We start from the raw sequence: 23,050 nt of genomic DNA on the forward strand, positions 1-23,050 counted from the left end.
TTCATGAAGCAATCCACGCTCCTATTCAGCGTATGCACCGTTGCCATTCTGGCCGGGTGTAGTTCGTCTTCCGGTCGCTATGACATCAAAGATGATGTGGCGCCGAAGGCTCCGATTTCGGTCGAACACATTGAAGATGCGCATCCGCAGTACGAACCTCATAGTTTGGGTGGAAACAAAGATTACACGTTACGCGGCCAGAATTACCAAATCGTCAAAAACACCACGGATTTCAAAGAGCGTGGTCAAGCGTCTTGGTATGGCAAGAAGTTTCATGGCCATCAGACGTCTAACGGCGAAATCTACGACATGTACTCGATGACCGCCGCTCACAAAACATTGCCGCTGCCGTCTTACGTCAAAGTCACCAACTTGGATAATGGCAAATCAACCGTGGTTCGCGTTAACGACCGCGGGCCATTCCATGATGGGCGTATCATTGATTTAAGTTATGCAGCGGCGTATAAACTGGGCGTCGTTCAGACCGGAACGGCCAACGTTGAAATCGAAGCCATTCAGGTCACACAACCGACCAACGTCAAGCCTAAAGCCGGCGCGCCTCAATACATCATTCAGGTGGCATCTTCGCAACATGAAGAAAGAGTTCGAACTTTAGCGCAAAACCTTGGTCAAAGCTTATCGGTGCAAAGTTTTGTTGAGAGTGTTAACCGTAGTCACCGGCTCTTTCTAGGGCCATTCAGTGATTACACCCTGACGCAGGACACCTTGGAAAAGGTGAAAGCGATGGGATATGACACCGCTTTTATAAAAAAGCACCCCGTCACGCAATGATGACCACTCAAACCCGACCAGCCAAGCATTCGGGTCTGGTTTGAGAAGTCGTTTCTGTTAAGATATTGGACAATTAAATACACTATTCGCATTCATCATGAAAAAAAGCATCCTAAATTCTGTTTTAGCGTCTTCCATTGCGCTTTCCGCTACTTTCTCAACCGCGGCCCTCGCTTCTCCTGTCGTAATTCCAGATGCGCCACAGATCGCTGCGAAAGGTTTTGTACTGATTGACTACCATTCAGGCAAAGTTCTTGCCGAGAAAGAAATGCACACCAAACTGTCGCCAGCCAGCTTGACCAAAATGATGACCAGCTATGTCATCGGTCAAGAACTGAAGCGCGGCAACATCACGAACGATGACGACGTGACCATCAGCCGCAACGCATGGGCGAAGAACTTCCCTGATTCTTCAAAAATGTTCATCGAAGTGGGCACCACGGTGAAAGTGCGTGACCTGAACCAAGGCATCATCGTCCAATCCGGTAACGATGCGTGTGTGGCCATGGCTGAACACATTGCCGGTTCTGAAGACGCCTTTGTTGATCTAATGAACGCATGGGCCGATACGCTGGGCATGCAAGAAACGCATTTTGCAAACGTCCACGGGCTTGATGACCCGAACTTGTACTCAACGCCATACGACATGGCACTGCTGGGCCAAGCGCTGATCCGCGACGTGCCAGACGAGTATAAGATTTACTCACAACAAAAATTCACCTACAACGGCATTACGCAATACAACCGTAACGGACTGCTGTGGGATAAAAGCATGAACGTGGACGGCATCAAAACCGGTCACACCAGCAATGCTGGTTACAGCTTGGTGAGCTCTGCCACTGAAGGGAAGATGCGTCTGATCGCGGTTGTGATGGGCACCAAAGACATGAACGCGCGTAAATCAGAAAGCAAAAAACTGCTGAGTTACGGCTTCCGTTTCTTTGAAACCGTGGCGCCACACAAAGCGGGTGAAACCTTCGTTGATGAGAAAATCTGGATGGGCGACAAGTCAACAGTTGCTCTGGGTGTAGACGAAGACACCTATGTGACACTGCCTCGCGGCCAAGCCAAAGATCTAACTGCAAGCTTTGTCCTTGAAAAAGAGCTAAAAGCCCCAATTAAGAAAGGTGATGTGGTTGGTAAACTGTATTACCAGCTGAACGGCGAAGATGTGGCTCAATACCCGCTGATGGCATTAGAAGATGTTGAAGAAGGCAGCATGTTCAGCCGTCTGTGGGACTACATTGTTCTACTGTTCAAAGGCTTATTCTGATCCCTATCCGATCAGTAAAAAAAGCCGCCTTGTGCGGCTTTTTTGTTCACTTGAGATCCCATTCGATTGACTGTACTATTCGTCACCGTTTGATCGAATGCCCAACTTGGAGTTTCCAATATGTTAACCATCAACTCTGATGCAAAATTGAAAGACCTGCTTGAGTTCCCGTGCTCGTTCACTTACAAAGTGATGGGCCACGCGAAACCGGAATTGCCAGAGCTTGTGTTGGAAGTGATTCAGCGCCATGCTCCAGGTGACTACAGCCCACGCGTGAAACCTAGTGGCAAAGGGAACTACCACTCGGTATCCATCACCATTACTGCAACGTCGATTGACCAGGTCGAAGTCCTTTACAAAGAACTCGGCGATATCGAAATCGTTCGCATGGTGCTGTAAGTCTCGTTTATCTACAAATATTTGATTTATTCAAAATTTTTTGAAAGCAGCCTTGTGCTGCTTTTTGTTTATTTATCAAAAAGTTAAAATAGTGACACAAAACTTAAGGACAAAAAGTTAACCGCCATGAGTAGTTCAAATAGCTCAAGACGTTTATAATCCAAACACTTTATATATCACTGACGGACTTTGATGATGGATAACCAGCTTGTTGTCAGACGATTAGGTCGACAGGATTACCATCCTGTTTGGCAAGCCATGCACGACTTTACCGACCAGCGTAATGACACCACACGCGATGAAGTGTGGCTTGTGGAACATAATCCCGTATTTACTCAGGGTCAGGCCGGTAAAGCGGAGCACCTTCTCAATACGGGCGACATTCCGGTGGTACAAAGTGACCGGGGCGGGCAAGTCACCTATCATGGTCCAGGTCAGATCGTGGCCTACTTTTTAATTAATCTGCGCCGCAAAAAACTCGGCGTTCGCGAGCTTGTCACGGATATTGAGAACCTCGTAATTAACACGCTAAACGCTTACAATATCGACGCTGCCGCACGCCCGGACGCGCCTGGCGTTTATGTCGAAGGCAAGAAAATCTGCTCACTCGGCCTGCGAATTCGCAAAGGCTGCTCATTCCATGGTTTAGCGCTCAACGTCAACATGGATCTCTCCCCATTCCTGCGCATCAACCCATGCGGTTATCAAGGGATGGAGATGGTACAAGTGAGCGATTTAGGCGGCCCGGCACGTATAGAAGATGTCGAGCAACAACTCATAAAAGAACTCGTCAGCCTGTTTGGTTACGAGGAAGTAGAATTCAGCACAGAAGCACCTGTCATAGGTAAATAGAGCATGAGCAAACCGATCCAAATGGAAAAAGGCGTGAAATACCGTGACGCCGATAAAATGGCATTAATTCCTGTAAAAAATATGCCAGCAGAACAGAAACAAGTGCTGCGTAAGCCGGAATGGATGAAAATCAAACTGCCAGCAGACAGCCAACGCATTCAAGACATCAAATCGGCAATGCGTAAAAACAACCTGCACTCCGTGTGTGAGGAGGCGTCTTGCCCGAACCTGGCCGAATGTTTCAACCACGGCACTGCAACCTTTATGATTCTGGGTGCCATCTGTACCCGCCGCTGCCCATTCTGTGACGTTGCCCATGGTCGCCCACTGACACCCGATGCCCAAGAGCCACAAAAACTGGCGCAAACCATCAAAGACATGAAATTGAAATACGTGGTGATCACCTCGGTTGACCGAGATGACCTGCGTGATGGTGGTGCGCAGCACTTCGCCGACTGTAACCGCGAAATTCGTGCCCTGAACCCAGAGATTCGTATCGAAACCTTGGTGCCAGATTTCCGTGGTCGTATGGACGTGGCGCTGGATCTGCTCAAAGACAACCCGCCAGACGTATTTAACCACAACTTGGAAACAGCGCCGCGCTTGTACCGCAAAGCTCGCCCGGGTGCGAACTACAAATGGTCACTGGAACTGCTACAAAAATTTAAAGAGATGCACCCAAATGTTCCCACCAAGTCAGGCCTGATGATGGGCTTGGGTGAAACCAAAGAAGAGATTGTGGAAGTGTTGAAAGATCTACGCGCGCATGGCGTAACCATGCTGACGCTGGGTCAATACTTGGCACCAAGCCGTCACCACTTGCCCGTTGAGCGCTACGTGCCACCTTCAGAATTCGATGAACTGAAAGACATCGCGCTGGAACTCGGCTTCACTCACGCCGCTTGTGGTCCTTTTGTGCGTTCGTCTTACCATGCCGATTTGCAAGCCAAAGGGATGGAAGTGAAGTAATCACGCCCAACACGACAAAGCCGGCCCAGTGCCGGCTTTGTTTTTATGTGCCCCGCCAATCAAGGGGACTCGGCCTATCGAGTATCGCTCTGTCAGAAATACGCAACGTGATGCAATTACGACGCCGATGGGCTTGAGCTTGCTAGGCAAAATAGTCTAAACTTTCCGCTATCTATTTCCGAACTATTTGCTTGAACGAACAATTTGCTTGAACAGGTAGCGCGGTCATATGCTCCCGCATCATAAGGATCACTCGAATGAAAAAACTGAGCCTACTGGCCATGATGGCAGTGGCGATCGCGTCAGGTTGTGCATCGAACACCAAACAGGATAATTTCCGCGAAGCCTCTTTTGAACTGTGCAACACCGAAGTGAACATTTACTCGGTCAGCGACGATGGCAAAGTCCGCATCGTGTGCGCCGACGGGTCGAAATTCGCCCTGCAAAGTGAAAGCACACTGCAAACCATGCGCGATATCAACATCGATTACTGTGACGGTGAAGGATTGGGCAAATTCAGTGAGAGCAACAGCTACTACCTGTTTAAATGCAAATCAGGCACTTTGCTCAGCATCGCTAAATAATCAGATTTGATGACATTCTTATAAACGGTCATCCATTAAAAAGGCCTGCAATCTATGCAGGCCTTTTTCGTCACAAGAGAACGCTTATGCGTACACTGGCAGACGTTTACAGATATCCAGAACTTTCTGTTTGGTTGCATCAATCACCGCTTGGTCATTGATGTTGTCCAGAACGTCACACATCCAGTTCGCCAGCGTTTTCGCATCGTCTTCAGTGAAGCCACGACGCGTGATCGCAGGCGTACCGACACGAATACCAGACGTCACGAATGGGCTACGTGGATCGTTCGGTACTGAGTTTTTATTCACGGTAATGTTCGCAGCACCCAGCGCGGCATCTGCTTCTTTACCGGTGATGTCTTTGTCGATCAGGTCAACCAGGAACAGGTGGTTTTCAGTACCGTTGGAAACAATTTTGTAGCCGCGTTCTTGGAACTGAGCCACCATTGCTTTGGCGTTCTTCACCACACGCTCTTGATACGCTTTGAATTCAGGTTCCATCGCTTCTTTGAACGCCACCGCTTTACCCGCGATCACGTGCATCAGAGGACCACCTTGGCCGCCAGGGAATACAGCTGAGTTCAGCTTCTTGTACATCTCTTCGCCAGCGTTCGACAGGATCAGGCCACCGCGTGGACCGGCCAACGTTTTGTGCGTGGTTGTTGTGACAACGTGTGCGTGTGGGATTGGCGTTGGGTAAACACCCGCAGCGATCAGGCCCGCAACGTGCGCCATGTCAACGAACAGGTACGCGTCTACTTTGTCTGCGATTTCACGCATGCGTTTCCAATCAACGATTTGCGAGTACGCTGAGAAACCACCGATGATCATCTTTGGTTTGTGCTCAAGTGCGAGCGCTTCCATTTCGTCGTAGTTGATTTGGCCCGCTTCATCGATGCCGTAAGGAATCACATTGTAGTGTTTACCAGAGAAGTTCACTGGTGAACCGTGCGTCAGGTGACCACCGTGTGCCAGGCTCATACCCAGAACCGTGTCGCCAGGATTCAGCAGTGCCATGTACACAGCGCTGTTGGCTTGAGAACCAGAGTGTGGCTGTACGTTTGCGTATTCACAACCAAACAGTTGGCACGCACGGTCGATTGCCAGAGATTCAGCTTTGTCGACGTACTCACAGCCGCCGTAGTAACGCTTGCCTGGGTAACCTTCAGCGTATTTGTTGGTCAGCTGAGAGCCTTGCGCTTCCATCACACGTGGGCTGGTGTAGTTTTCTGAAGCGATAAGCTCAATGTGTTCCTCTTGGCGAAGAGTTTCTTCTTGGATTGCTGCGAATAGCTCCGCATCGTAATCAGCGATGTTCATATCACGCTTTAGCATCTGTATCTCCTGACTCAGATTTATCTGAAATTAGCAAAAAACCACACAATGACCCAACGCAAACGTTTTCGTCACCTCTTTGGCGCGCATTCTACATAATTTGATCTTTATCATAAAGCCCAAATTGAAGAAAATATCATGCAGTTTTTTCATAGTGACTGACGAAGTATTTCATCCCGAAGGGTTCAGGCTGATCCGACCTCATCTTGGTGTCAATTTGATGCTTTACACCCTGTAAAGCGGCAATTACATAGGTTTACCTCAAATTCGCCTCGCGAGCTACCGAAAATGTCCGCTTTTCATTACTATGCGCGCCATTCTCAGCCTTTAAAATATTGATTGATGGAAAAACACACACGCAAAGAGGACTGGATTGCGATCCTGACTGGAACCTTCTTGGTCGCACAAGGCGTCTTCTTTCTTCAGGCCGGTCAATTACTGACGGGCGGTACAGCGGGCCTCGCGCTGCTGATGACTCATTTTCTGCCTTGGTCTTTTGGTTGGCTCTATTTTATTGCCAACTGCCCGTTCTATTTATTGGCGTGGAAACGCTTTGGGCATCATTTCGCGATCAACAGTGCAATTTCCGGTGCTTTAGTCTCGCTGTTTACCGATCATCTGGCGATGTTCATCACTTTTGACAACGTCAATGACGTGTATTGCGCGTTGGCCGGAGGTCTGTTGATGGGATTAGGGATGCTGATCCTATTCCGCCATCGCTCCAGTTTAGGCGGTTTCAACGTATTGTGTCTGTTCATTCAGGACAAATTCGGCCTCTCCGTGGGCAAAAGCCAAATGGCCATCGATTGCTTGATCCTGTTGGTGTCGTTTTTCTTTGTATCCCCGTGGACGATTCTGCTGTCGATTTTTGGGGCCATCGCGCTCAATCTGGTATTGGCGATGAACCATAAACCCACCCGCTATACCGTCACCTATCATCGCTGAGCCGCGTAAAAGGCACAAAAAAGCCCGCCGAAGCGGGCTTTTTGCTATTCGTGAGTCTGTCGCGACTGAACATCGTAGCCCAGTTCGCGATGCAGCTCGGCTTCGACGTGACCCGGCGCCTGCGTCGAGCGCGAGATCAACTGATACATCGCCGGAATCACAAACAGCGTGACCAAGGTCGAAAAGCCCATGCCAAAGAAAATCACTGTCCCGACTGACACGCGGCTTTCATAGCCCGCGCCCGTGGAGAGGATCAGCGGCACTGACCCGGCCAGCGTGGTAAACGCCGTCATCAGAATCGGACGCAACCGGCGCGCGGACGCATCGACAATCGCAGTTTCAAACGCCAAGCCGCGGTCACGTAACTGGTTGGCAAACTCGACGATCAAAATACCGTTTTTGGTCACCATCCCAATCAACATGATCATGCCAATTTGGCTGTAGATATTCATGCCTTGCCCCATCAAGTACAAGCCAATAAACCCGCCAAATACGCCCATGGGCACGGTAAACATCACCACCAAGGGGTTAATGAAGCTTTCAAACTGCGCCGCCAACACCAAATAAGCCACCAGCAATGCGAGCGCAAACACAATCGCCACACTCGACTGGTTCTCTTTGAAATCTTTCGACTCACCGGAGTAGCTCACCGACACATCACTCGGCAGCATCTCCAGCGCTTTCTGATCCAAGAAATCCAGCGCTTGCCCTAAGGTGTACCCATCCGCAAGGCTGGCGGTAATGGTGATCGCCTTTTGCTTGTTGTAGTGTGCCAAACGAATCGACGAGGCCACTTCCTCAATCTTGGTTACCGTATCAAGCGTCACCAGATCGCCAGACGACGTGCGCATGTATATCTGCGTCAGATCCGCAGCATTATTAAAGCTGTTTTCATCTCCGCGCAGGTACACATCGTACTCTTCCCCTCGGTCAACGAATGTCGTCACGCTTTTACCGCCCAGCATCACTTCCAACGTATCAGAGATATCTTGCACGCTGATGCCGAGTTCCGCTGCCCGCTGACGGTCCACCGTCACCACCAACTCTGGCGTTTTTTCCGAGTAGTTGATATCCACGCCCGTCATCATCGGCGATTGAGCGGCTTCCGCTTCCAGCAGTTCTGCCCAATGTCTCAACTCCACATAATCCGAGCCCCCCAGCACAAACTGCACCGGTTCATTGGATCCGCCACGAAAACCGGGCATAAACGGAATCACACGCACATCAGGAATGCCCGTCAGCACTTTGCGCACTTGTCCCAGCGCATCCTGAGCGGTGATGCTGCGATCGTTCCAGTCGTCGAGAATCATGATCACAAAGCCGGTTTGGTCGCCCGCACTGCCTCCAAACGCAGGCGACTGAATGCTGAACGACTTCAAAAAGCCTTGCCCCAGCAGCGGCATCAAACGCTCTTCCACCAAATCCATATTGGCCGACATGCGGTTGTAACTGGTTGCATCAGCGCCACGCACAAACGCAAAGATCACGCCGCGGTCTTCCGATGGCGTGAGTTGCGCCGGCACACTTTGATTCAAACCGTAACTGCCACCGATACATGCCAAAATCACCACGGGCGCCGCCCATTTCCAATGCAGCGCTTTTTTCAGCGCCGCGCGATAGCCGCTTTCTAATTTGCCGAATAGAAAATCGACCGCGTTGTTGAAACGGTTCGGTTTCACATGGGCTTTGAGAATTTTGCTACTCAGCACAGGCGTTAGCGTCAGCGCAATCAAGGATGAGAAAATCACCGCCATCGCCAGCAATACCGAGAACTCGGTAAACAACAAGCCGACCATGCCGTCCATAAACGAAATCGGCAGAAACACCATCACCAACACCAAGGTGGTGGCAATCACGGCAAAGCCTACTTCGCGCGCGCCTTTATAGGCTGCCATCAGTGGCTTTTCACCCTGTTCGATATGGTGATAAATGTTTTCCATCACCACAATGGCATCATCGACCACCAAACCAATCGACAGGATCAGCGCCATCAGCGTGATCAGGTTGATGGAAAATCCGAGGTAATACGCGGCAATAAAGGAGGAAATCAGGGACACCGGCACAGTAATCGCCGGGATGATGGTGGCGCGGGCTTGACCGATAAAAATATACAACACCAAGATCACCAGACCGCCGGTGATAAACAGCGTGCTGTAGACCTCTTTGATCGAACGTTCAATAAACACAGTGGAATCGTAGTCGATCGCCAGACGCGTCCCCTCAGGCAAGAATTTTTGAATCTGATCCACTTCCTGATGCACGCGTTTCGCCACATCCAAAGGGTTTGCATCCGACTGCGGCACAATACCCATGCTCACATTGACCACTCCGTCACTTTTGAAGGTCGAGTTCTCGTTCTCAGCCCCAATGAAGACATCAGCCACATCTTTGAGATAAATCGGCGTGCGATCGCTGGCGTGTTTCACCACCAGATATTGAAAATCCTCAGGTGTGCGATAGGTACGCGCGGTGCGCACGGACATCACGGTGGAATCGTTGCGCACTTCTCCGCCTGGGCTTTCGATGTTTTCACGGCGCAACGCATCGGAAATATCCGATGTGGTCACACCCCGCCCCGCCATCAACTCCGGCTTGAGGCGCACGTACATCACTTTGTACAAACCGCCAGAAATATCAACCGAGCTCACGCCGGAAATCAGGCTAAACCGGTCAGAAAGCACACGTTCGATGTAATCGGTGAGCTGCGTGCGGTCCATGACCGAAGAGCTGAGGTTGATGTACACCGACGCTTCACCCGATCCATTGTTTTTGAATACCTGCGGATCGTCCGCCGCATCAGGCAGGTTGCGCTGCGCTCTTGCGACCGCATCACGCACATCACTCACCCCTGTATTAAGGTCATAACCGAGCTCAAAGGTAATGGTGATCCGCGAACTGCCGTTTCGAGTGACGGAGGTGATCTCATCAATGCCACTGATCCCGGCCAGTTGGTCTTCCAACACCGAGGTGATCTGGTTTTCGATGATGATTGCGGATGCACCATCGTAACGCGTGGTGACGGAGACCACCGGACTTTCAATGTCCGGCATTTCACGAACCGACAATTTAGAAAAAGAGACGAAGCCAAACACACACAGCAACAAACTGAGCACGACAGCGGCCACCGGCCTTTTGACCGAGACATCAGACAACCACATTATTGCGCACCTTGTTCAATCGGCTGACCCGACGCGTTCACTTCTGTCACTGCCACACCGTCGCGCATATTCACAATGCCCTGCACCACAATGCGTTGACCAATTGCGAGGCCATCTTCAATCACAACTTCGTTCTCTATCCGGGCGCCCAAATGCACTTCCGTTCGCTGGGCGATACGATCGTCATTGACCACATAGACAAAACGCTTGGTGCCTGAGTATTCCAACGCTTGCACGGGAATGATGGGCGCGCTGATCGGCTCAAAGTCGAGTTTGGCGGAAATCAACATGCCCGGTTTGAGCAAACGCTCTTGATTACTAAAGTGAATACGGACGCGCAAGTTGAGCGTTTCTTGATTGATGCGCGAATCGATGCCAACCACTTTGCCTTCAAAGCTACGACCGGGCCATGCACCGGTTTGGCCTATCACCGTCATGCCGCGTTTAATCTTTGATAGGTAGCGCTCTGGCACTTGCAAATCCAACTGCATTAAAGACAGGTTATCTAGCGTCAGCAGGTCATTGCCTGCACTGACCATTTTGCCGCGGCTAAAATCGATGAATCCAACCGTGCCATCAAATGGTGCGGTAATCCGTAAATCGCCCAAATTGGCTTTGGCAGCATCGAGACGGGCTTGGGCAATTTCCACACTGGCTTTTTGTGCGTCGATTTCAGTTTGCGTGATCGCGTTGCGTTTCACCAACCGTTCAAACTCAGTCAGCTTGCGCTGCTCATCTCGCAGATAAGCATTGGCCTCATTCACCGCGGCGCGAATTTTGTCATCATTTAACTGCACGAGCAGTTGGCCTTTTCTCACCTGTTGATTGGCCTTGACCGCGATCACATCCACTTTACCGGAAACTTCCGAAGCGATATAAACCGATTGATCGGCTTTCAATTTTCCCACCAAAGACAGGGTTTGCGAAACTTGATGATTTTGTACAGGTTCGATCACCACGGGAATCGCTTTCGCAGCACCAGCGGCAAACGCCGACGGATAATAGAACGTTGCCGCCAGCGTCAAACAAAGAAGAGTCGTTTTTTTCATAATAAGGGTCAGAGAATAGGTCACTTTTTACATTGTAACCGTTAATCATTTTTTTGAACGTCAAGGAACGTAAAGATCAGAATGAAACTGTAAGTAACACTGTGATTTATTCCTACAAAACGGTAATTTATTGGCTTCTTTGACGAAAAAGACAGCATTCAATTCAAAAAGACAAAAAAAGGGTTTACAGAGGGAGCGAGTTTGATAAGATGCGCTCCGCACTTGAGTGATGCGTTGGGAAAACATCAGTTAAGTATAAAAAGCCCTGGAGGGGTTCCCGAGTGGCCAAAGGGAGCAGACTGTAAATCTGCCGGCTCCGCCTTCGATGGTTCGAATCCGTCCCCCTCCACCATATTCTTCTCGTGAGAGCATCAGCTGTCGTGAGAAACACTTGATTGATGCGTTGGGAAAACGTCAGTTAAGTATAAAAACCCCTTGGAGGGGTTCCCGAGTGGCCAAAGGGAGCAGACTGTAAATCTGCCGGCTCCGCCTTCGATGGTTCGAATCCGTCCCCCTCCACCATATTATTTCTTGTGACATGCTCATAAGAAAGCACTTGGAAAGCTGTGTTGGGAAAACACTTTCTAAGTATAAAAATCCCCTGGAGGGGTTCCCGAGTGGCCAAAGGGAGCAGACTGTAAATCTGCCGGCTCCGCCTTCGATGGTTCGAATCCGTCCCCCTCCACCATATACGAAAAGCCAGCTCATTGAGCTGGCTTTTTTGTTGCCTGTGATTTGACCATTTCAAACGCTTGAGATGCCTCCAACGTCATAGCAACCGCCCCATTATCCCTATCGCCCCTGTGTGATTACATTCACGTTTTGATAGTCATATTAGCTAATCTAGGAATATTTCCTATTCGGCTTAAGACAAGCTCTCATGTGACACACCAAGGCAATCCCTAGAATGATTTTCAGACAGTCAGTTCCTGTACTACCCCCTTTTTATTTTTGTACTTTCTGAAACGAGAATCTTCTATGCTAAATTTCCTCGAACAGGTACGTAAGCCAACTTTGGACTTACCCGTCGACGTCAGAAGAAAAATGTGGTTCAAACCGTTCATGCAGTCTTATCTGGTTGTATTTATCGGTTACATGACCATGTATCTGATTCGTAAAAACTTCAACGTTGCACAAAACGACATGATTTCAACCTACGGCCTCTCCATGACTGAGCTGGGGTTGATCGGTTTGGGCTTCTCCATCACATACGGCATTGGTAAAACCGTGGTGTCCTATTACGCCGATGGTAAAAACACCAAACAGTTCCTGCCGTTCATGCTGATCTTATCTGGCCTTGCGATGCTGGGCTTTAGCTTCAGCATGGGTGGCGGCAGCGTCAGTCTCTTCTTGATGATCGCGTTTTACGGCTTAAGTGGCTTTTTCCAAAGTACTGGCGGCCCATCAAGTTACTCAACCATCACCAAATGGACCCCGCGTAACAAGCGTGGCTCCTACCTTGGCTTGTGGAACATGTCACACAACGTTGGGGGCGCAGGCGCAGCAGGTGTCGCCTTATTCGGTGCCAACTATCTGTTTGATGGCCACGTGATCGGCATGTTTATTTTCCCATCAATCATTGCATTGATCGTCGGCTTCATCGGTTTACGCTACGGTAGCGACTCACCAGAGTCTTATGGTTTAGGTAAAGTAGAAGAGTTATTTGATGAAGCGATCAGCGAAGAAGACACCGCTGCAGAAGAAAACCACATGACCAAGCGCGAAATCTTTGTGGAATACGTCCTGAAAAACAAAGTGATCTGGTTACTGTGCTTTGCCAACATTTTCCTCTACATCGTACGTATCGGTATCGACCAGTGGTCAACCGTGTACGCTTATCAAGAGCTGGGCTTGTCCAAAGAAGCGGCTATTTCCGGTTTTACGTTGTTCGAAGTCGGTGCTCTGGTCGGCACCTTGATGTGGGGTTATCTGTCTGATCTCGCCAATGGACGTCGCGCTTTGGTTGCCTGTATTTCATTGGGATTAATCATCGTCTCATTGGAATTCTACCAACACGCCACCAGCGAGTTTATGTATCTGGCATCGCTGTTTGTGCTTGGCTTCTTGGTCTTTGGCCCTCAACTTCTGATTGGTGTTGCTGCAGTGGGCTTCGTACCGAAGAAAGCCATCTCTGTCGCCGATGGCGTGAAAGGGACATTTGCTTACCTGATCGGTGACAGCTTCGCGAAACTAGGTTTGGGCATGATCGCCGATGGCACCCCCATTTTTGGCCTGACGGGCTGGAAAGGTACCTTCGCCGCTTTGGATACATCAGCCTTTATCTGTATTGCGTTGCTGGTCTTCGTTGCCATTGCGGAAGAAAAGAAAATCCGCAAGCAGAAGAAACTATCTCTAGCGAACGCCGACGCTTAACGACATCATGCGCGCTCACAATGGGCGCGCATAACAACTCTTCTTTTTATCGTAAAAAAGCATACTCATTGTGCTTCTTGTCATTTCTCGTAAACTTACCCGCCTCTCTGTTCTGACCCACACTGGTGGCTACCATGATTAATGTTGTGCTTGTTGATGACCACGTCATCGTTCGTTCTGGCTTTGCTCAGCTTCTCAATTTGGAAAGTGACATTCAGATCGTCGGTGAATATGGCTCTGTCGCAGAAGCGCGTCGCCGCCTTCCCGGATGCCATGCTGATGTTGTCATTCTGGATATATCAATGCCCGACGAGAGCGGTTTAACGCTGATGGCCGAGATCCCATCCGCCATAGCTGTGGTGATGCTTAGCGTGCATGATTCGCCAGCGATGGTGGAAAAAGCATTGGAACTTGGCGCCCGAGGTTACCTTAGCAAACGCTGCAGCCCAGAAGAGTTGGTACAAGCCGTCAGAACCAGTGCCAATGGCGGCTGCTATCTTACCCCAGACATTGCCCTTCGTCTTGCCACCCCGAAGAAAGCCGCCGTCCAAGCCGATCAATTGACCAAACGCGAAAAAGAAGTCTGCCGCATGCTTGCTGAAGGATTGGACGTTAAAACAGTCGCCGCTCAATTGGGACTCAGCTACAAAACGGTTCACGTTCATCGCGCCAATGCCATGGACAAGCTTGGGGTCAAAAACAATGTCGAGTTGGCCAAACTATTCCCGGATGAACTCGTTTAATGCGTCACTATCTGCTGACTTCACTATGCGGCTTTTTCATGAGCTGCTGTGCTTGGTTCTGTTTGTGGGTGATCGCTTACTACTTTGTCAACGACCCTGAACTGGCAATTGTCTTTTTCCCCTTCGCGCTGCGTTTGGGTTTAGCCCTACACACTCGCAATTCATATTGGCCCGCGCTGTACGCTTCGGAATGGGTGTTAACCATTGCTCTGGCCGTGTTATTGGAACAACCTCAATGGTCGATGGTTCTACTTGCCAGTATATCTAGCCTGCCCGTCACTTGGTTTTTCAAACGCTATTATTATGGCGAACAGTGGCGCCGTTTGAGCGTCATGGGCGCGTTGATCCTACTCACGAGCCTGATTAACGTGCTTGCCATCAGTGCGCATGTGAGCTCGATTTATATGACTGGACTCGTCAGCATCACGGGGGGATTGATGTTAGTCCCCAGTTGTTATCTGCTCTGGAACTACCTCTTTCAGAGTGTCTGGATGCCACTGACCTCCAATTTGGTGACGCGCAAAATCGAATTTAAAGTTCGTCATATTCTGCTGTATAGCTCGTTGTTTATTGCCAGTATTTTGCTTCAAACCAGCTTACCCGATGAACTGCGGCGCTTCGCACCGTTTTGCCTCGCCATACCGATTATCCTGCTCGCGTTTCGATACGGTTGGCAAGGCGCGCTGTTGGCAACCCTACTCAACAGTGTGGCACTGATCGCAGCAAGAAGCGGTGTGTCCAATTTGGAGATTACCGATCTATTGTTGTCGTTAACTGCTCAAAGCCTAACCGGCATCCTGCTTGGCATGGCCGTTCAAAGGCAAAAAGATCTTAACCTGAAGCTACGCAGTGAGTTGACTCGCAACCAAAATTTGGCCCGTCAATTAATTACTGCTGAAGAGTCCGTACGTAAAGAGATTGCACGTGAATTGCACGATGAAATCGGTCAAAACATTACTGCAATTCGCACGCAAGCCAGCATCATCAAGCGCAGCGAGCCAGAAGCGCTCAGCTTTCATTGCGCTGACACGATTGAAAACTTATCGCTCAATGTATATGACACTACCAAAAGCTTGCTGACCAAACTCAGGCCCAAAACACTCGATGATTTAAACCTTACAGATGCCGTCGAGCAACTGGTACGCGAGATGGAGTTTGATGTGCAAGGCGTGGACATTCGCTTTGACTGGCAAGGTGACATTCACACCCTTAGCGATACCCTCAATGTCACACTGTTTCGACTGTGTCAGGAATCGCTCAACAATGCTTGCAAATACGCTCACGCAACTCGCATTCAAATACGTTTGGAAGTCCATGAGCATGTCAAATTGACCATTGCAGACAATGGCATTGGCTTCAAACTCGAAGAGTGCATGAAGGGCATGGGGCTGCGTGGTATGAAAGAACGAGTCCAAGCCCTTGGAGGCCGATTCCAGCTTCAGTCGATTCACGAACAATATCGAGGCACCCGTATCGATATTCAATTGCCGGTATTGTGAGGTTCTATGTTCGGATTTTTAAGTGCTAAAACATCACCGCGCCCCCTGAGCCAAACGCAGGTGAACCAAACCTATCACTATTGGCGATGGCATATCATGCTGGGGATGTATATCGGCTATGCTGGTTTCTACTTCACACGAAAAACCTTCAACTATGCGGCACCGGCAATTGTTGCCGATTTGGGGCTGGATAAAGGCGATTTGGGCCTCATTGGCACGCTGTTTTACATCACATACGGCTGCTCTAAGTTTCTGTCCGGCACGATCTCTGACCGTTCCAACCCACGTTTTTTTATGGGATTGGGCTTAATTGCAACAGGTCTGATTAACATCGCCTTTGGCTTTGCCAGTTCAGTGACAATATTTATGCTGCTGTGGATCCTCAACGCTTGGTTTCAAGGTTGGGGATGGCCCTCGTGCTCCAAATTGTTGACCACTTGGTATTCCCGCTCAGAACGCGGCTTTTGCTGGGCGCTGTGGAATACCGCCCATAACGTGGGTGGCGCGCTGATTCCCATCGTGGTCGGTTATCTTACGCTGCATTACAGTTGGCGACATGGCTTTGTTGTTCCTGGCATCACCGGCGTGGTGATCGGTCTGTTTCTCTGTTGGCGGCTGCGAGATCGCCCGACCACATTGGGGCTGCCAAGTATTGGTCAGTGGCGCAATGATCCGCTAGAGAAAGCTCAGGAAAACGAAGGCCGTGGTCTCAGTTATCGCGAGATACTCAAAACCTATGTATTCAACAACAAATACATCTGGTTACTCGCCTTCAGTTATGTACTGGTTTACATCGTGCGTACCGCCATCAATGACTGGGGCAACCTCTATCTCACCGAACAACACCATTACACATTGATTGATGCCAATACGGCCGTATCACTGTTTGAAGTCGGCGGGTTTATCGGTTCACTAGTCGCGGGATGGGGGTCAGACCGTTTATTTGCCGGAAACCGTGGCCCCATGAACCTGTTGTTTGCTATCGGCATTTTTTTATCGGTCGCCGCCTTATGGCTGATGCCCGTGACCAATTTTGCATTTCAGGCGGCGGGATTGTTTGCGATCGGCTTCTTTGTGTTTGGACCACAAATGTTGATCGGCATGGCGGCGGCAGAGTGCTCGCATAAAGACTCTGCGGGCGCAGCAACCGGATTTGTAGGCCTGTTTGCTTATATGGGCGCAGCGTTGGCGGGTTACCCACTGGCCTTAGTGCTCGAGGCCTTTCATTGGAAAGGATTCTTCATTGTGATTTCCGTCTGCGCAGCCATCATCGGCTTACTGCTGTTGCCTTTCCTTCAAGCGCAATTTCCCAAGGAAAGCACCTCGGCAACCCCCGAACATCCTCACTAAAAAAAGCCCCGCATTGCGGGGCGTATCTCGGTTACATCTTATTGAGAAGATTCAATCAGGATGATGCGGGTTTCGTACGGCCGAAGGATCTGATGAACTGACACATGTTGCTCTGTGATGCCGGCATAGTTGCCGAGTAGATAACGGGCTTGGCTGACATCCAGCTCAGCGGGCAGCACGCATTCACTCTCTTGTCCGTAATAGTTGTTCAGACAGACTAAAGTTTGCGTCGCGGATTGGCGCTGATAGGCAAAGATCTCGCGATGCTCGGGCAACAGATCGCGATAATCACCGTGCGTAATCACCGCCACTTCTTTTCTCAGCGCAATCAGGCGTTGGTAAAAATAAAATACCGAGTCGGGATCAGCGACCGCCTGCTCAGCGTTAATGTCGCGATAGTTGTCTGCCACCGCAAGCCAAGGGGTGCCTTGCGTAAAGCCCGCTTGAGGCCCTGCATTCCACTGCATCGGCGTACGTGAGTTGTCCCGTGATTTCTGCGCCAAAATCGCCATCATCTCTTCATGGGAAGTCGTGCCCTGATTGACCATGATGTCGTACATGTTGATGCTTTCCACATCGCGATACTGCTCAATGGACGTGTAACCGGGATTGGTCATGCCAATTTCTTCCCCCTGATAGATGTATGGCGTGCCTTGCATCATGTGCACGGACGCCGCCAGCATTTTGGCCGACAGTTCACGGTAGGCTTTGTCATTGCCCAAGCGGCTGACCACACGTGGCTGATCGTGGTTACACCAGAACAGCGCCCCCCACCCTTTCCCATGAAGGCCCGTCTGCCAATGATTGAAAATCTGCTTGAGTTGCAGAAAATCAAATGGCGCGCGAGTCCACTTATCACCGTGGATATAGTCAACTTTGAGATGGTGGAAGTTAAACACCATCGACAGCTCTTTGCCGTCCAGCGACGAATATTGCTGGCAGTGTGCTAAGGTGGTTGACGACATTTCTCCCACCGTCACGCTGCCGTAACGCTGGAACACATCGCGGCTGATCTCTTGCAGATACTCATGTACACGCGGGCCATCGGTGTAAAAACGGCGGCCATCACCAAGATCATCGTTGGCAAAATCTTGTTGCTTGGAAATCAGGTTAATCACATCAAGGCGAAAACCATCCACGCCTTTTTCCGCCCAGAACGCAATAATGTCTTTCACTTCCTGACGAACGTGCGGGTTTTCCCAGTTCAGATCCGCCTGCTCTTTGGCAAACAGATGCAGATAATATTCGTTGGTCGCTTCATCCAGCGCCCAAGCACTGCCGCCAAACTTAGACTGCCAATTGTTCGGCTCGGCGCCATTGACTGGTGATTTCCAAATGTAGTAATCGCGATACGGACTAGCTTTATCCCCCAGCGCCGACTGGAACCAAGCGTGCTCGGTTGACGTGTGGTTGACCACAATGTCCATGATGATGCGAATGCCACGAGCGTGCGCTTGCGCCAGCAGGCAGTCAAAATCCGCCATGGTGCCAAACTCAGGGTTAATCGCGTAATAGTCGGAAATATCATAGCCATTGTCGATCATCGGCGACTGGTATACCGGCGTCAGCCAAATCGCGTCAATGCCCAGCGTTTTGAGGTAATCCAGCTTGCTGATGATGCCCGGAAGATCACCCGTGCCTTTGTCTGCACTGTCACAGAAACTTTTCGGATAAATTTGATAAATCGCCGCGGTCTTCCACCAGTTGGCGTCCGTTAATTGTGTCGTCATGACGTAAACTCACTTACCTGAAATCAGAAATCGCAGAGTGGCCAACGGCCACTCTGAAAAAGAAAGGGTTAGGCTTCAGCCGCGGTCAGCTGGCCTTTGGCTTGCGCGCGCTTGTACATGAACAGCGTCAGCACAATCGGTACAACCATCGCCACCAACATCGCCATCAAAAACACCATCCAGTACTGCGGTTGAATCGACAAAATCCCCGGCAGACCACCGACCCCGATCCCGTTCGCCATCACGCCAAAGCTGCCACAGATCGCCGCCGCTAGCGCGCTACCAATCATGGCGCTCAGCATCGGGAACTTGTATTTGAGGTTGATGCCGTACATCGCCGGTTCCGTCACGCCTAAATACGCAGAAATCGCCGCCGGAACCGAGATATCGCGCTCGCCTGCCTTTTTACTGATCAAGATGATGCCAACCACCGCCGATGCCTGCGCAATATTCGACAGCGCAATCAGTGGCCAAATCGGCGTGCCGCCCAAATCCTGCATCAATTGCAGATCCACCGCGTTGGTGGTGTGGTGAATCCCGGTAATGACCAGTGGCGCATACAGGAAACCAAACACCATCGAACCCAGCACCGCAAAGTCACCGGTCATGGCCGCTTTCGCCGCAAACGCCACGCCATCACCCAGCACGCGACCAAATGGCCCGATAAAAGCATGGGCGAGAATGACTGAAAGAATGATGGACACAAACGGCACCACCACCAGATATAAATAGGCCGGAACGATGCGCTTCAGGTTGGTCTCGATAAACGCCAATACCACACCCGCCAAAATGGCCGGAATCACCTGCGCCTGATAGCCGACTTTTTCAATCACGAACCAGCCGAAATCCCACGCTTCTGGCACCTGCTTACCAATCAGGTAAGCATTCATCAGTTGTGGCGACACCAGAGTAATCCCCAGCGTAATGCCCAAAATGGGCGTTCCGCCGAGCTTTTTCACCGTCGACCAACACACGCCGACCGGCAGGAAGAAGAAGATCGCTTCCCCAATCAACCACAGGAAGGAATGGACACTGGCCCAAAACTGGCTGATTTCCACCAGCGTTTTGCCATCGAACATGCGAATGTCGCCGATGACGTTCCGAAAACCGAGAATCAACCCCCCGGTAATGATGGCAGGCAGCAGCGGCACAAAAATTTCAGCCAAATGGGAAATGCCACGCTCCAGCATGTTCATGTTCTGACGCGCCGCGAGCTTGGCTTCATCTTTAGACGCACCACTTTTCCCCGTCAGTTCAAGCAGCACCTTGTAGACGACATCGACTTCAGTGCCAATCACCACCTGAAACTGGCCAGCATTGGTAAAGCAGCCTTTCACCAAACTCATCGCTTCCAGTTGCTTGATGTCTGCTTTGCTCGGCTCATTCAGCACAAAACGCAGCCGTGTCAGGCAGTGCGTTACGCTGGCAATGTTCTCATTGCCACCGACCAGCTCAATAAGACGCGCAACGTCTTGCTTCGCTATCTTACTCATATCCTCGTCCACCCTATTAATCCATTTATTATCATAGTTCATTTGCAATGGGAACATTCCCATTCAATTGCGAGCATACTGACATACTTCATCATGACGAAAAATGGGAACAGTCCCACAAGTTGAAAATGATCACAAAGCGCGCAGTGATCCGAGTGAAAAATGCGATCTTGGCAACGTCCGCTGAATGAAACAACCCACGGACGAAAGGCAGAAAGGAAAACGAAAGAACGCCGCGGTTTGCGACCTTGCTTATCTAGGTTGTGCTCGCCCGCTCACGACACGAGCATAACCGCATCGCAGATCAACCCGCAGTCGCGGGGCTTTGGGTCAGATGCACGCATTCGTCAATTTCACCGCACAAATGCTGAATGAGGAGTTTCGCGGCCTGTTCGCCCGCTTGGCGATATCCGGGATCGACGCTGTAGACATTGGGAAACAGAAACGACAGCAGTTCATTACCGCCGACACCAGTCACCATCACATCTTCGCGTTGGCGCTCCTGTAATCGTTTGATGACGCCCATGGCGATGGTATCACTGGCACACACAATCGCTTGAGTGCTGTCGGTCAGCACCTCGTCCACCAAACGATAGGCGCTCTCATGGTGCAGTTCACCCGTTTGATAAATCGGCGTTTTTCCTTGTTCCTCACACCAATCTAAGTAGGCTTGCAGGCGCATCTCACCGGTGGTTTTATCTTTCGGATTGACGCCGATAAACGCGATATTCACTCGATGTTGCTGCTGCAAAAACGCAATCGCCTGACGAATCACCCCTCGGTTATCGTAGTTGATGGATGACACCGACGCCGAGTCCATCGCAATCACCACAGAGCGGTATTGCCACGGCACCAACGCCGCCATATCAAGGCCAGTAAAACCGAACACTATCACCCCATCGACATGGCGTTTCGCCAGCACATCGAGGTGATCGCGGGTTTTATCGCGATCAAACTGGCTCTCCATGATCACCACGTCATACCCCTGGCTGTAGAGCACTTGCAGCATGCTGCTGACCGAACGGTTTTCTGAGGGAGAATCAAGACGTGAGATGATGACGCCCACCACTTTCTGGCTGCCCCCGCGCATCGACTGGGCCGATTTCGATGGCACGTAGCCATGCTCGGCAATCACTTGCTCGACTCTGGCGCGCGTTTCTGGTTTGACTTTGGGATCGTTGGTCAGCACCCGTGAAACCGTCGATTTACCGACTCCCGAGAGCTTTGCAATATCCAGAATAGTGAGTTTCTTACCCATAACGACTACTAATGTTGAGAGCGGGTGCGGCAGCGTCGCCGCACACCGAAAAGTGGCACTGACCAGCGAGTGTTATCGCCAGCAGTTTTTGTATATGACCCCATTGGCCTCTAACCTTGCCGCATCACCTTTGGTAAACAGCGTGATGGGATTGGCCTCGGTCGAATGGTCATCCAGAATGTACTTGGTGCCGGAGCCTGCCGCAACCTCCATCAGACGATAACTGTGATCCGACAACCGCAACATGGCACTTTGTTTGGCGGCGTAAGCCACATCAAACGATGCGGCGTCATCACATTGATAATGAAAGAAAGCCCCATAGGTGTCATCGTTTGCCCTGTCGCTTGAGGAAGAACATCCGGTCAGCAGCGCACTCAAACCAAGTAATACGAACGTCAATCGAACCAACATATCCCTCTCCTTTTCATCACGTGAGGCCATACGTCAGTCGCGCGCAGGTGGCGCGGTGTTGCTGACGCACAGGTGGTAAAGTCGTTCTTACAAGCATAGACAGCCGATTGATAGAAAGGAAAAAGGCCGCCGATGGCGACCTTTTGAAGACATTAACGATGTGCGCTCAAATAAGCGGGCACATCACGCAGGCTCTCTAATATCGTCGTCGCCAGCGCTTCGCCTTTTTCGGTGATCGGTTTGCCGGTACGAACCAGAATCTTCGTGCCCACGCCCGCAGCGTCTGCCGCCATCAAATCTTCAGCTTTATCACCGACCATCACCGATTTGGCCATGTCGATTTTGAGGAAGTCACGCGCCGAGATAAACATCCCCGGTTTTGGCTTACGGCAGTCACAATCTTCTTTGTACTTGCCCACACCGTGCTCTGCGTGGTGCGGACAATAGTAGATGCCATCAAACTCAACGCCATTGTCTTCAAAATTCCAGTCCATCCATTGTGTCAGAGATAGAAAGCGATCTTCACTGAAAATGCCGCGAGCAATACCGGATTGGTTGGTCACCAGAACCAACAGGTACCCCATCTCCTGCAGCTTTTTCGTCGCTTCAAAAACGCCTTCGATAAACTCAAAATCGTGCTCATCGTGCACATAGCCGTGGTCAACGTTGATCACGCCGTCACGGTCCAAAAACACAGCAGGTTTAGCCAAAATAATGCTCTCAAATAACGTAGTGTGCCGAGAATTATTGCACGCTTTATTTCTTTCATCACTATCTAATTACTTAACCGTCTCATCACTTAACCCGTTTAGACGTCTAGACGTAAAAATATCTATT

19 protein-coding genes and 3 tRNA genes are annotated in these 23,050 nt (G+C 50.4%); 14 read left to right on the plus strand and 8 right to left on the minus strand.

Annotation, left to right across the window (positions count from 1 at the left end):
- The first annotated feature begins 3 nt into the window (after nt 1-3).
- The 6 genes from ACF8PK_RS18760 (at nt 4) to ACF8PK_RS18785 (ending at nt 4,869) form a co-directional block, all read left to right on the plus strand.
- Nucleotides 4-792: a septal ring lytic transglycosylase RlpA family protein gene (locus ACF8PK_RS18760; protein WP_392442997.1), complete on the plus strand. Its 789-nt coding sequence runs from the start codon at nt 4-6 to the stop codon at nt 790-792.
- 97 nt (nt 793-889) lie between these two features.
- Nucleotides 890-2,065 carry a serine hydrolase gene (locus tag ACF8PK_RS18765; protein ID WP_014205567.1) on the plus strand — a complete coding sequence of 392 codons (1,176 nt, stop codon included), beginning with the start codon at nt 890-892 and terminating at the stop codon, nt 2,063-2,065.
- Nucleotides 2,066-2,185: 120 nt separating this feature from the next.
- Nucleotides 2,186-2,464 carry a DUF493 family protein YbeD gene (gene ybeD, locus ACF8PK_RS18770; RefSeq protein ID WP_004723930.1) on the plus strand — a complete coding sequence of 93 codons (279 nt, stop codon included), beginning with the start codon at nt 2,186-2,188 and terminating at the stop codon, nt 2,462-2,464.
- 195 nt (nt 2,465-2,659) lie between these two features.
- On the plus strand, nt 2,660-3,316 hold the full coding sequence (gene lipB, locus ACF8PK_RS18775) for a lipoyl(octanoyl) transferase LipB (protein ID WP_055467007.1): 657 nt from the start codon (nt 2,660-2,662) through the stop codon (nt 3,314-3,316).
- A 3-nt stretch (nt 3,317-3,319) separates the two neighbouring features.
- Nucleotides 3,320-4,285, plus strand: a complete 966-nt coding sequence (lipA, locus tag ACF8PK_RS18780; RefSeq protein ID WP_004723933.1) for a lipoyl synthase — start codon at nt 3,320-3,322, stop codon at nt 4,283-4,285.
- Between the two features lie 257 nt (nt 4,286-4,542).
- Nucleotides 4,543-4,869, plus strand: coding sequence for a hypothetical protein (locus ACF8PK_RS18785; RefSeq protein ID WP_004723935.1), 327 nt, complete (start codon nt 4,543-4,545; stop codon nt 4,867-4,869).
- A gap of 84 nt (nt 4,870-4,953) precedes the next feature.
- Here ACF8PK_RS18785 and glyA read toward each other — a convergent pair whose 3' ends face one another.
- Nucleotides 4,954-6,204, minus strand: a complete 1,251-nt coding sequence (gene glyA, locus ACF8PK_RS18790) for a serine hydroxymethyltransferase (protein WP_004723937.1) — start codon at nt 6,202-6,204, stop codon at nt 4,954-4,956.
- Between the two features lie 342 nt (nt 6,205-6,546).
- Between glyA and ACF8PK_RS18795 the strand changes: the two genes are divergently transcribed.
- A complete protein-coding gene (locus ACF8PK_RS18795; RefSeq protein ID WP_004723939.1) occupies nt 6,547-7,149 on the plus strand; it encodes a YitT family protein in 603 nt (200 codons plus the stop codon).
- Nucleotides 7,150-7,193: 44 nt separating this feature from the next.
- Here the strand turns inward: ACF8PK_RS18795 and vexH are convergent, their stop codons facing one another.
- The gene (gene vexH / locus ACF8PK_RS18800) at nt 7,194-10,307 is read right to left on the minus strand and encodes a vibriobactin export RND transporter permease subunit VexH (protein WP_392443002.1); all 3,114 of its coding nucleotides are present in this window, start codon (nt 10,305-10,307) and stop codon (nt 7,194-7,196) included.
- A complete protein-coding gene (locus ACF8PK_RS18805) occupies nt 10,307-11,356 on the minus strand; it encodes an efflux RND transporter periplasmic adaptor subunit (RefSeq protein ID WP_392443005.1) in 1,050 nt (349 codons plus the stop codon). Before ACF8PK_RS18805 ends, vexH begins: the two co-directional genes overlap by 1 nt.
- Nucleotides 11,357-11,623: 267 nt before the next feature.
- Here ACF8PK_RS18805 and ACF8PK_RS18810 point away from each other — a divergent pair.
- The 7 genes from ACF8PK_RS18810 to ACF8PK_RS18840 all read left to right on the plus strand — a co-directional run bounded on the left by ACF8PK_RS18810 (nt 11,624) and on the right by ACF8PK_RS18840 (nt 17,321).
- Nucleotides 11,624-11,708: transfer RNA gene (locus tag ACF8PK_RS18810), tRNA-Tyr, on the plus strand.
- Between the two features lie 85 nt (nt 11,709-11,793).
- Nucleotides 11,794-11,878: transfer RNA gene (locus tag ACF8PK_RS18815), tRNA-Tyr, on the plus strand.
- An 81-nt stretch (nt 11,879-11,959) separates the two neighbouring features.
- Nucleotides 11,960-12,044 (plus strand) — tRNA-Tyr (locus tag ACF8PK_RS18820).
- Nucleotides 12,045-12,334: 290 nt separating this feature from the next.
- Complete coding sequence (uhpT, locus tag ACF8PK_RS18825) at nt 12,335-13,729, plus strand: hexose-6-phosphate:phosphate antiporter (RefSeq protein ID WP_014205571.1); 1,395 nt, start codon at nt 12,335-12,337, stop codon at nt 13,727-13,729.
- Nucleotides 13,730-13,863: 134 nt separating this feature from the next.
- Nucleotides 13,864-14,472, plus strand: coding sequence for a transcriptional regulator UhpA (uhpA, locus tag ACF8PK_RS18830; protein ID WP_392443008.1), 609 nt, complete (start codon nt 13,864-13,866; stop codon nt 14,470-14,472).
- The gene (gene uhpB / locus ACF8PK_RS18835; RefSeq protein ID WP_014205573.1) at nt 14,472-15,971 is read left to right on the plus strand and encodes a signal transduction histidine-protein kinase/phosphatase UhpB; all 1,500 of its coding nucleotides are present in this window, start codon (nt 14,472-14,474) and stop codon (nt 15,969-15,971) included. The genes uhpA and uhpB overlap by 1 nt, the downstream gene beginning before the upstream one ends.
- Before the next feature lie 6 nt (nt 15,972-15,977).
- Nucleotides 15,978-17,321 (plus strand): MFS transporter, encoded by a 1,344-nt coding sequence (locus ACF8PK_RS18840; RefSeq protein ID WP_392443012.1) that lies wholly within the window; start codon nt 15,978-15,980, stop codon nt 17,319-17,321.
- A 38-nt stretch (nt 17,322-17,359) separates the two neighbouring features.
- On the opposite strand, the gene treC is transcribed toward ACF8PK_RS18840, so the two are convergent.
- The 5 genes from treC to gmhB all read right to left on the minus strand — a co-directional run bounded on the left by treC (nt 17,360) and on the right by gmhB (nt 22,923).
- Nucleotides 17,360-19,051, minus strand: a complete 1,692-nt coding sequence (treC, locus tag ACF8PK_RS18845; RefSeq protein WP_392443015.1) for an alpha,alpha-phosphotrehalase — start codon at nt 19,049-19,051, stop codon at nt 17,360-17,362.
- A gap of 68 nt (nt 19,052-19,119) precedes the next feature.
- Complete coding sequence (gene treB, locus ACF8PK_RS18850) at nt 19,120-20,544, minus strand: PTS trehalose transporter subunit IIBC (RefSeq protein ID WP_392443018.1); 1,425 nt, start codon at nt 20,542-20,544, stop codon at nt 19,120-19,122.
- A 304-nt stretch (nt 20,545-20,848) separates the two neighbouring features.
- Nucleotides 20,849-21,802: a trehalose operon repressor TreR gene (gene treR, locus ACF8PK_RS18855; RefSeq protein WP_392443021.1), complete on the minus strand. Its 954-nt coding sequence runs from the start codon at nt 21,800-21,802 to the stop codon at nt 20,849-20,851.
- Nucleotides 21,803-21,874: 72 nt separating this feature from the next.
- Entirely contained in the window at nt 21,875-22,213 is a 339-nt protein-coding gene (locus ACF8PK_RS18860; RefSeq protein WP_014205578.1) for an MliC family protein, read from the minus strand.
- Between the two features lie 152 nt (nt 22,214-22,365).
- On the minus strand, nt 22,366-22,923 hold the full coding sequence (gene gmhB, locus ACF8PK_RS18865) for a D-glycero-beta-D-manno-heptose 1,7-bisphosphate 7-phosphatase (RefSeq protein WP_014205579.1): 558 nt from the start codon (nt 22,921-22,923) through the stop codon (nt 22,366-22,368).
- Nucleotides 22,924-23,050 lie beyond the last annotated feature (127 nt).

Origin of the sequence: Vibrio sp. CJQ_6 (assembly GCF_043106745.1) — a bacterium.
Lineage (GTDB): Bacteria > Pseudomonadota > Gammaproteobacteria > Enterobacterales > Vibrionaceae > Vibrio > Vibrio furnissii.

Coding starts and splice junctions, on each gene's coding strand:
- ACF8PK_RS18760 (WP_392442997.1), top strand. CDS start 4: ATGAAGCAATCCACGCTCCTATTCAGCGTATGCACCGTTGCCATTCTG.
- ACF8PK_RS18765 (WP_014205567.1), top strand. CDS start 890: ATGAAAAAAAGCATCCTAAATTCTGTTTTAGCGTCTTCCATTGCGCTT.
- ybeD (WP_004723930.1), top strand. CDS start 2,186: ATGTTAACCATCAACTCTGATGCAAAATTGAAAGACCTGCTTGAGTTC.
- lipB (WP_055467007.1), top strand. CDS start 2,660: ATGGATAACCAGCTTGTTGTCAGACGATTAGGTCGACAGGATTACCAT.
- lipA (WP_004723933.1), top strand. CDS start 3,320: ATGAGCAAACCGATCCAAATGGAAAAAGGCGTGAAATACCGTGACGCC.
- ACF8PK_RS18785 (WP_004723935.1), top strand. CDS start 4,543: ATGAAAAAACTGAGCCTACTGGCCATGATGGCAGTGGCGATCGCGTCA.
- glyA (WP_004723937.1), bottom strand. CDS start 6,204: ATGCTAAAGCGTGATATGAACATCGCTGATTACGATGCGGAGCTATTC.
- ACF8PK_RS18795 (WP_004723939.1), top strand. CDS start 6,547: ATGGAAAAACACACACGCAAAGAGGACTGGATTGCGATCCTGACTGGA.
- vexH (WP_392443002.1), bottom strand. CDS start 10,307: ATGTGGTTGTCTGATGTCTCGGTCAAAAGGCCGGTGGCCGCTGTCGTG.
- ACF8PK_RS18805 (WP_392443005.1), bottom strand. CDS start 11,356: ATGAAAAAAACGACTCTTCTTTGTTTGACGCTGGCGGCAACGTTCTAT.
- uhpT (WP_014205571.1), top strand. CDS start 12,335: ATGCTAAATTTCCTCGAACAGGTACGTAAGCCAACTTTGGACTTACCC.
- uhpA (WP_392443008.1), top strand. CDS start 13,864: ATGATTAATGTTGTGCTTGTTGATGACCACGTCATCGTTCGTTCTGGC.
- uhpB (WP_014205573.1), top strand. CDS start 14,472: ATGCGTCACTATCTGCTGACTTCACTATGCGGCTTTTTCATGAGCTGC.
- ACF8PK_RS18840 (WP_392443012.1), top strand. CDS start 15,978: ATGTTCGGATTTTTAAGTGCTAAAACATCACCGCGCCCCCTGAGCCAA.
- treC (WP_392443015.1), bottom strand. CDS start 19,051: ATGACGACACAATTAACGGACGCCAACTGGTGGAAGACCGCGGCGATT.
- treB (WP_392443018.1), bottom strand. CDS start 20,544: ATGAGTAAGATAGCGAAGCAAGACGTTGCGCGTCTTATTGAGCTGGTC.
- treR (WP_392443021.1), bottom strand. CDS start 21,802: ATGGGTAAGAAACTCACTATTCTGGATATTGCAAAGCTCTCGGGAGTC.
- ACF8PK_RS18860 (WP_014205578.1), bottom strand. CDS start 22,213: ATGTTGGTTCGATTGACGTTCGTATTACTTGGTTTGAGTGCGCTGCTG.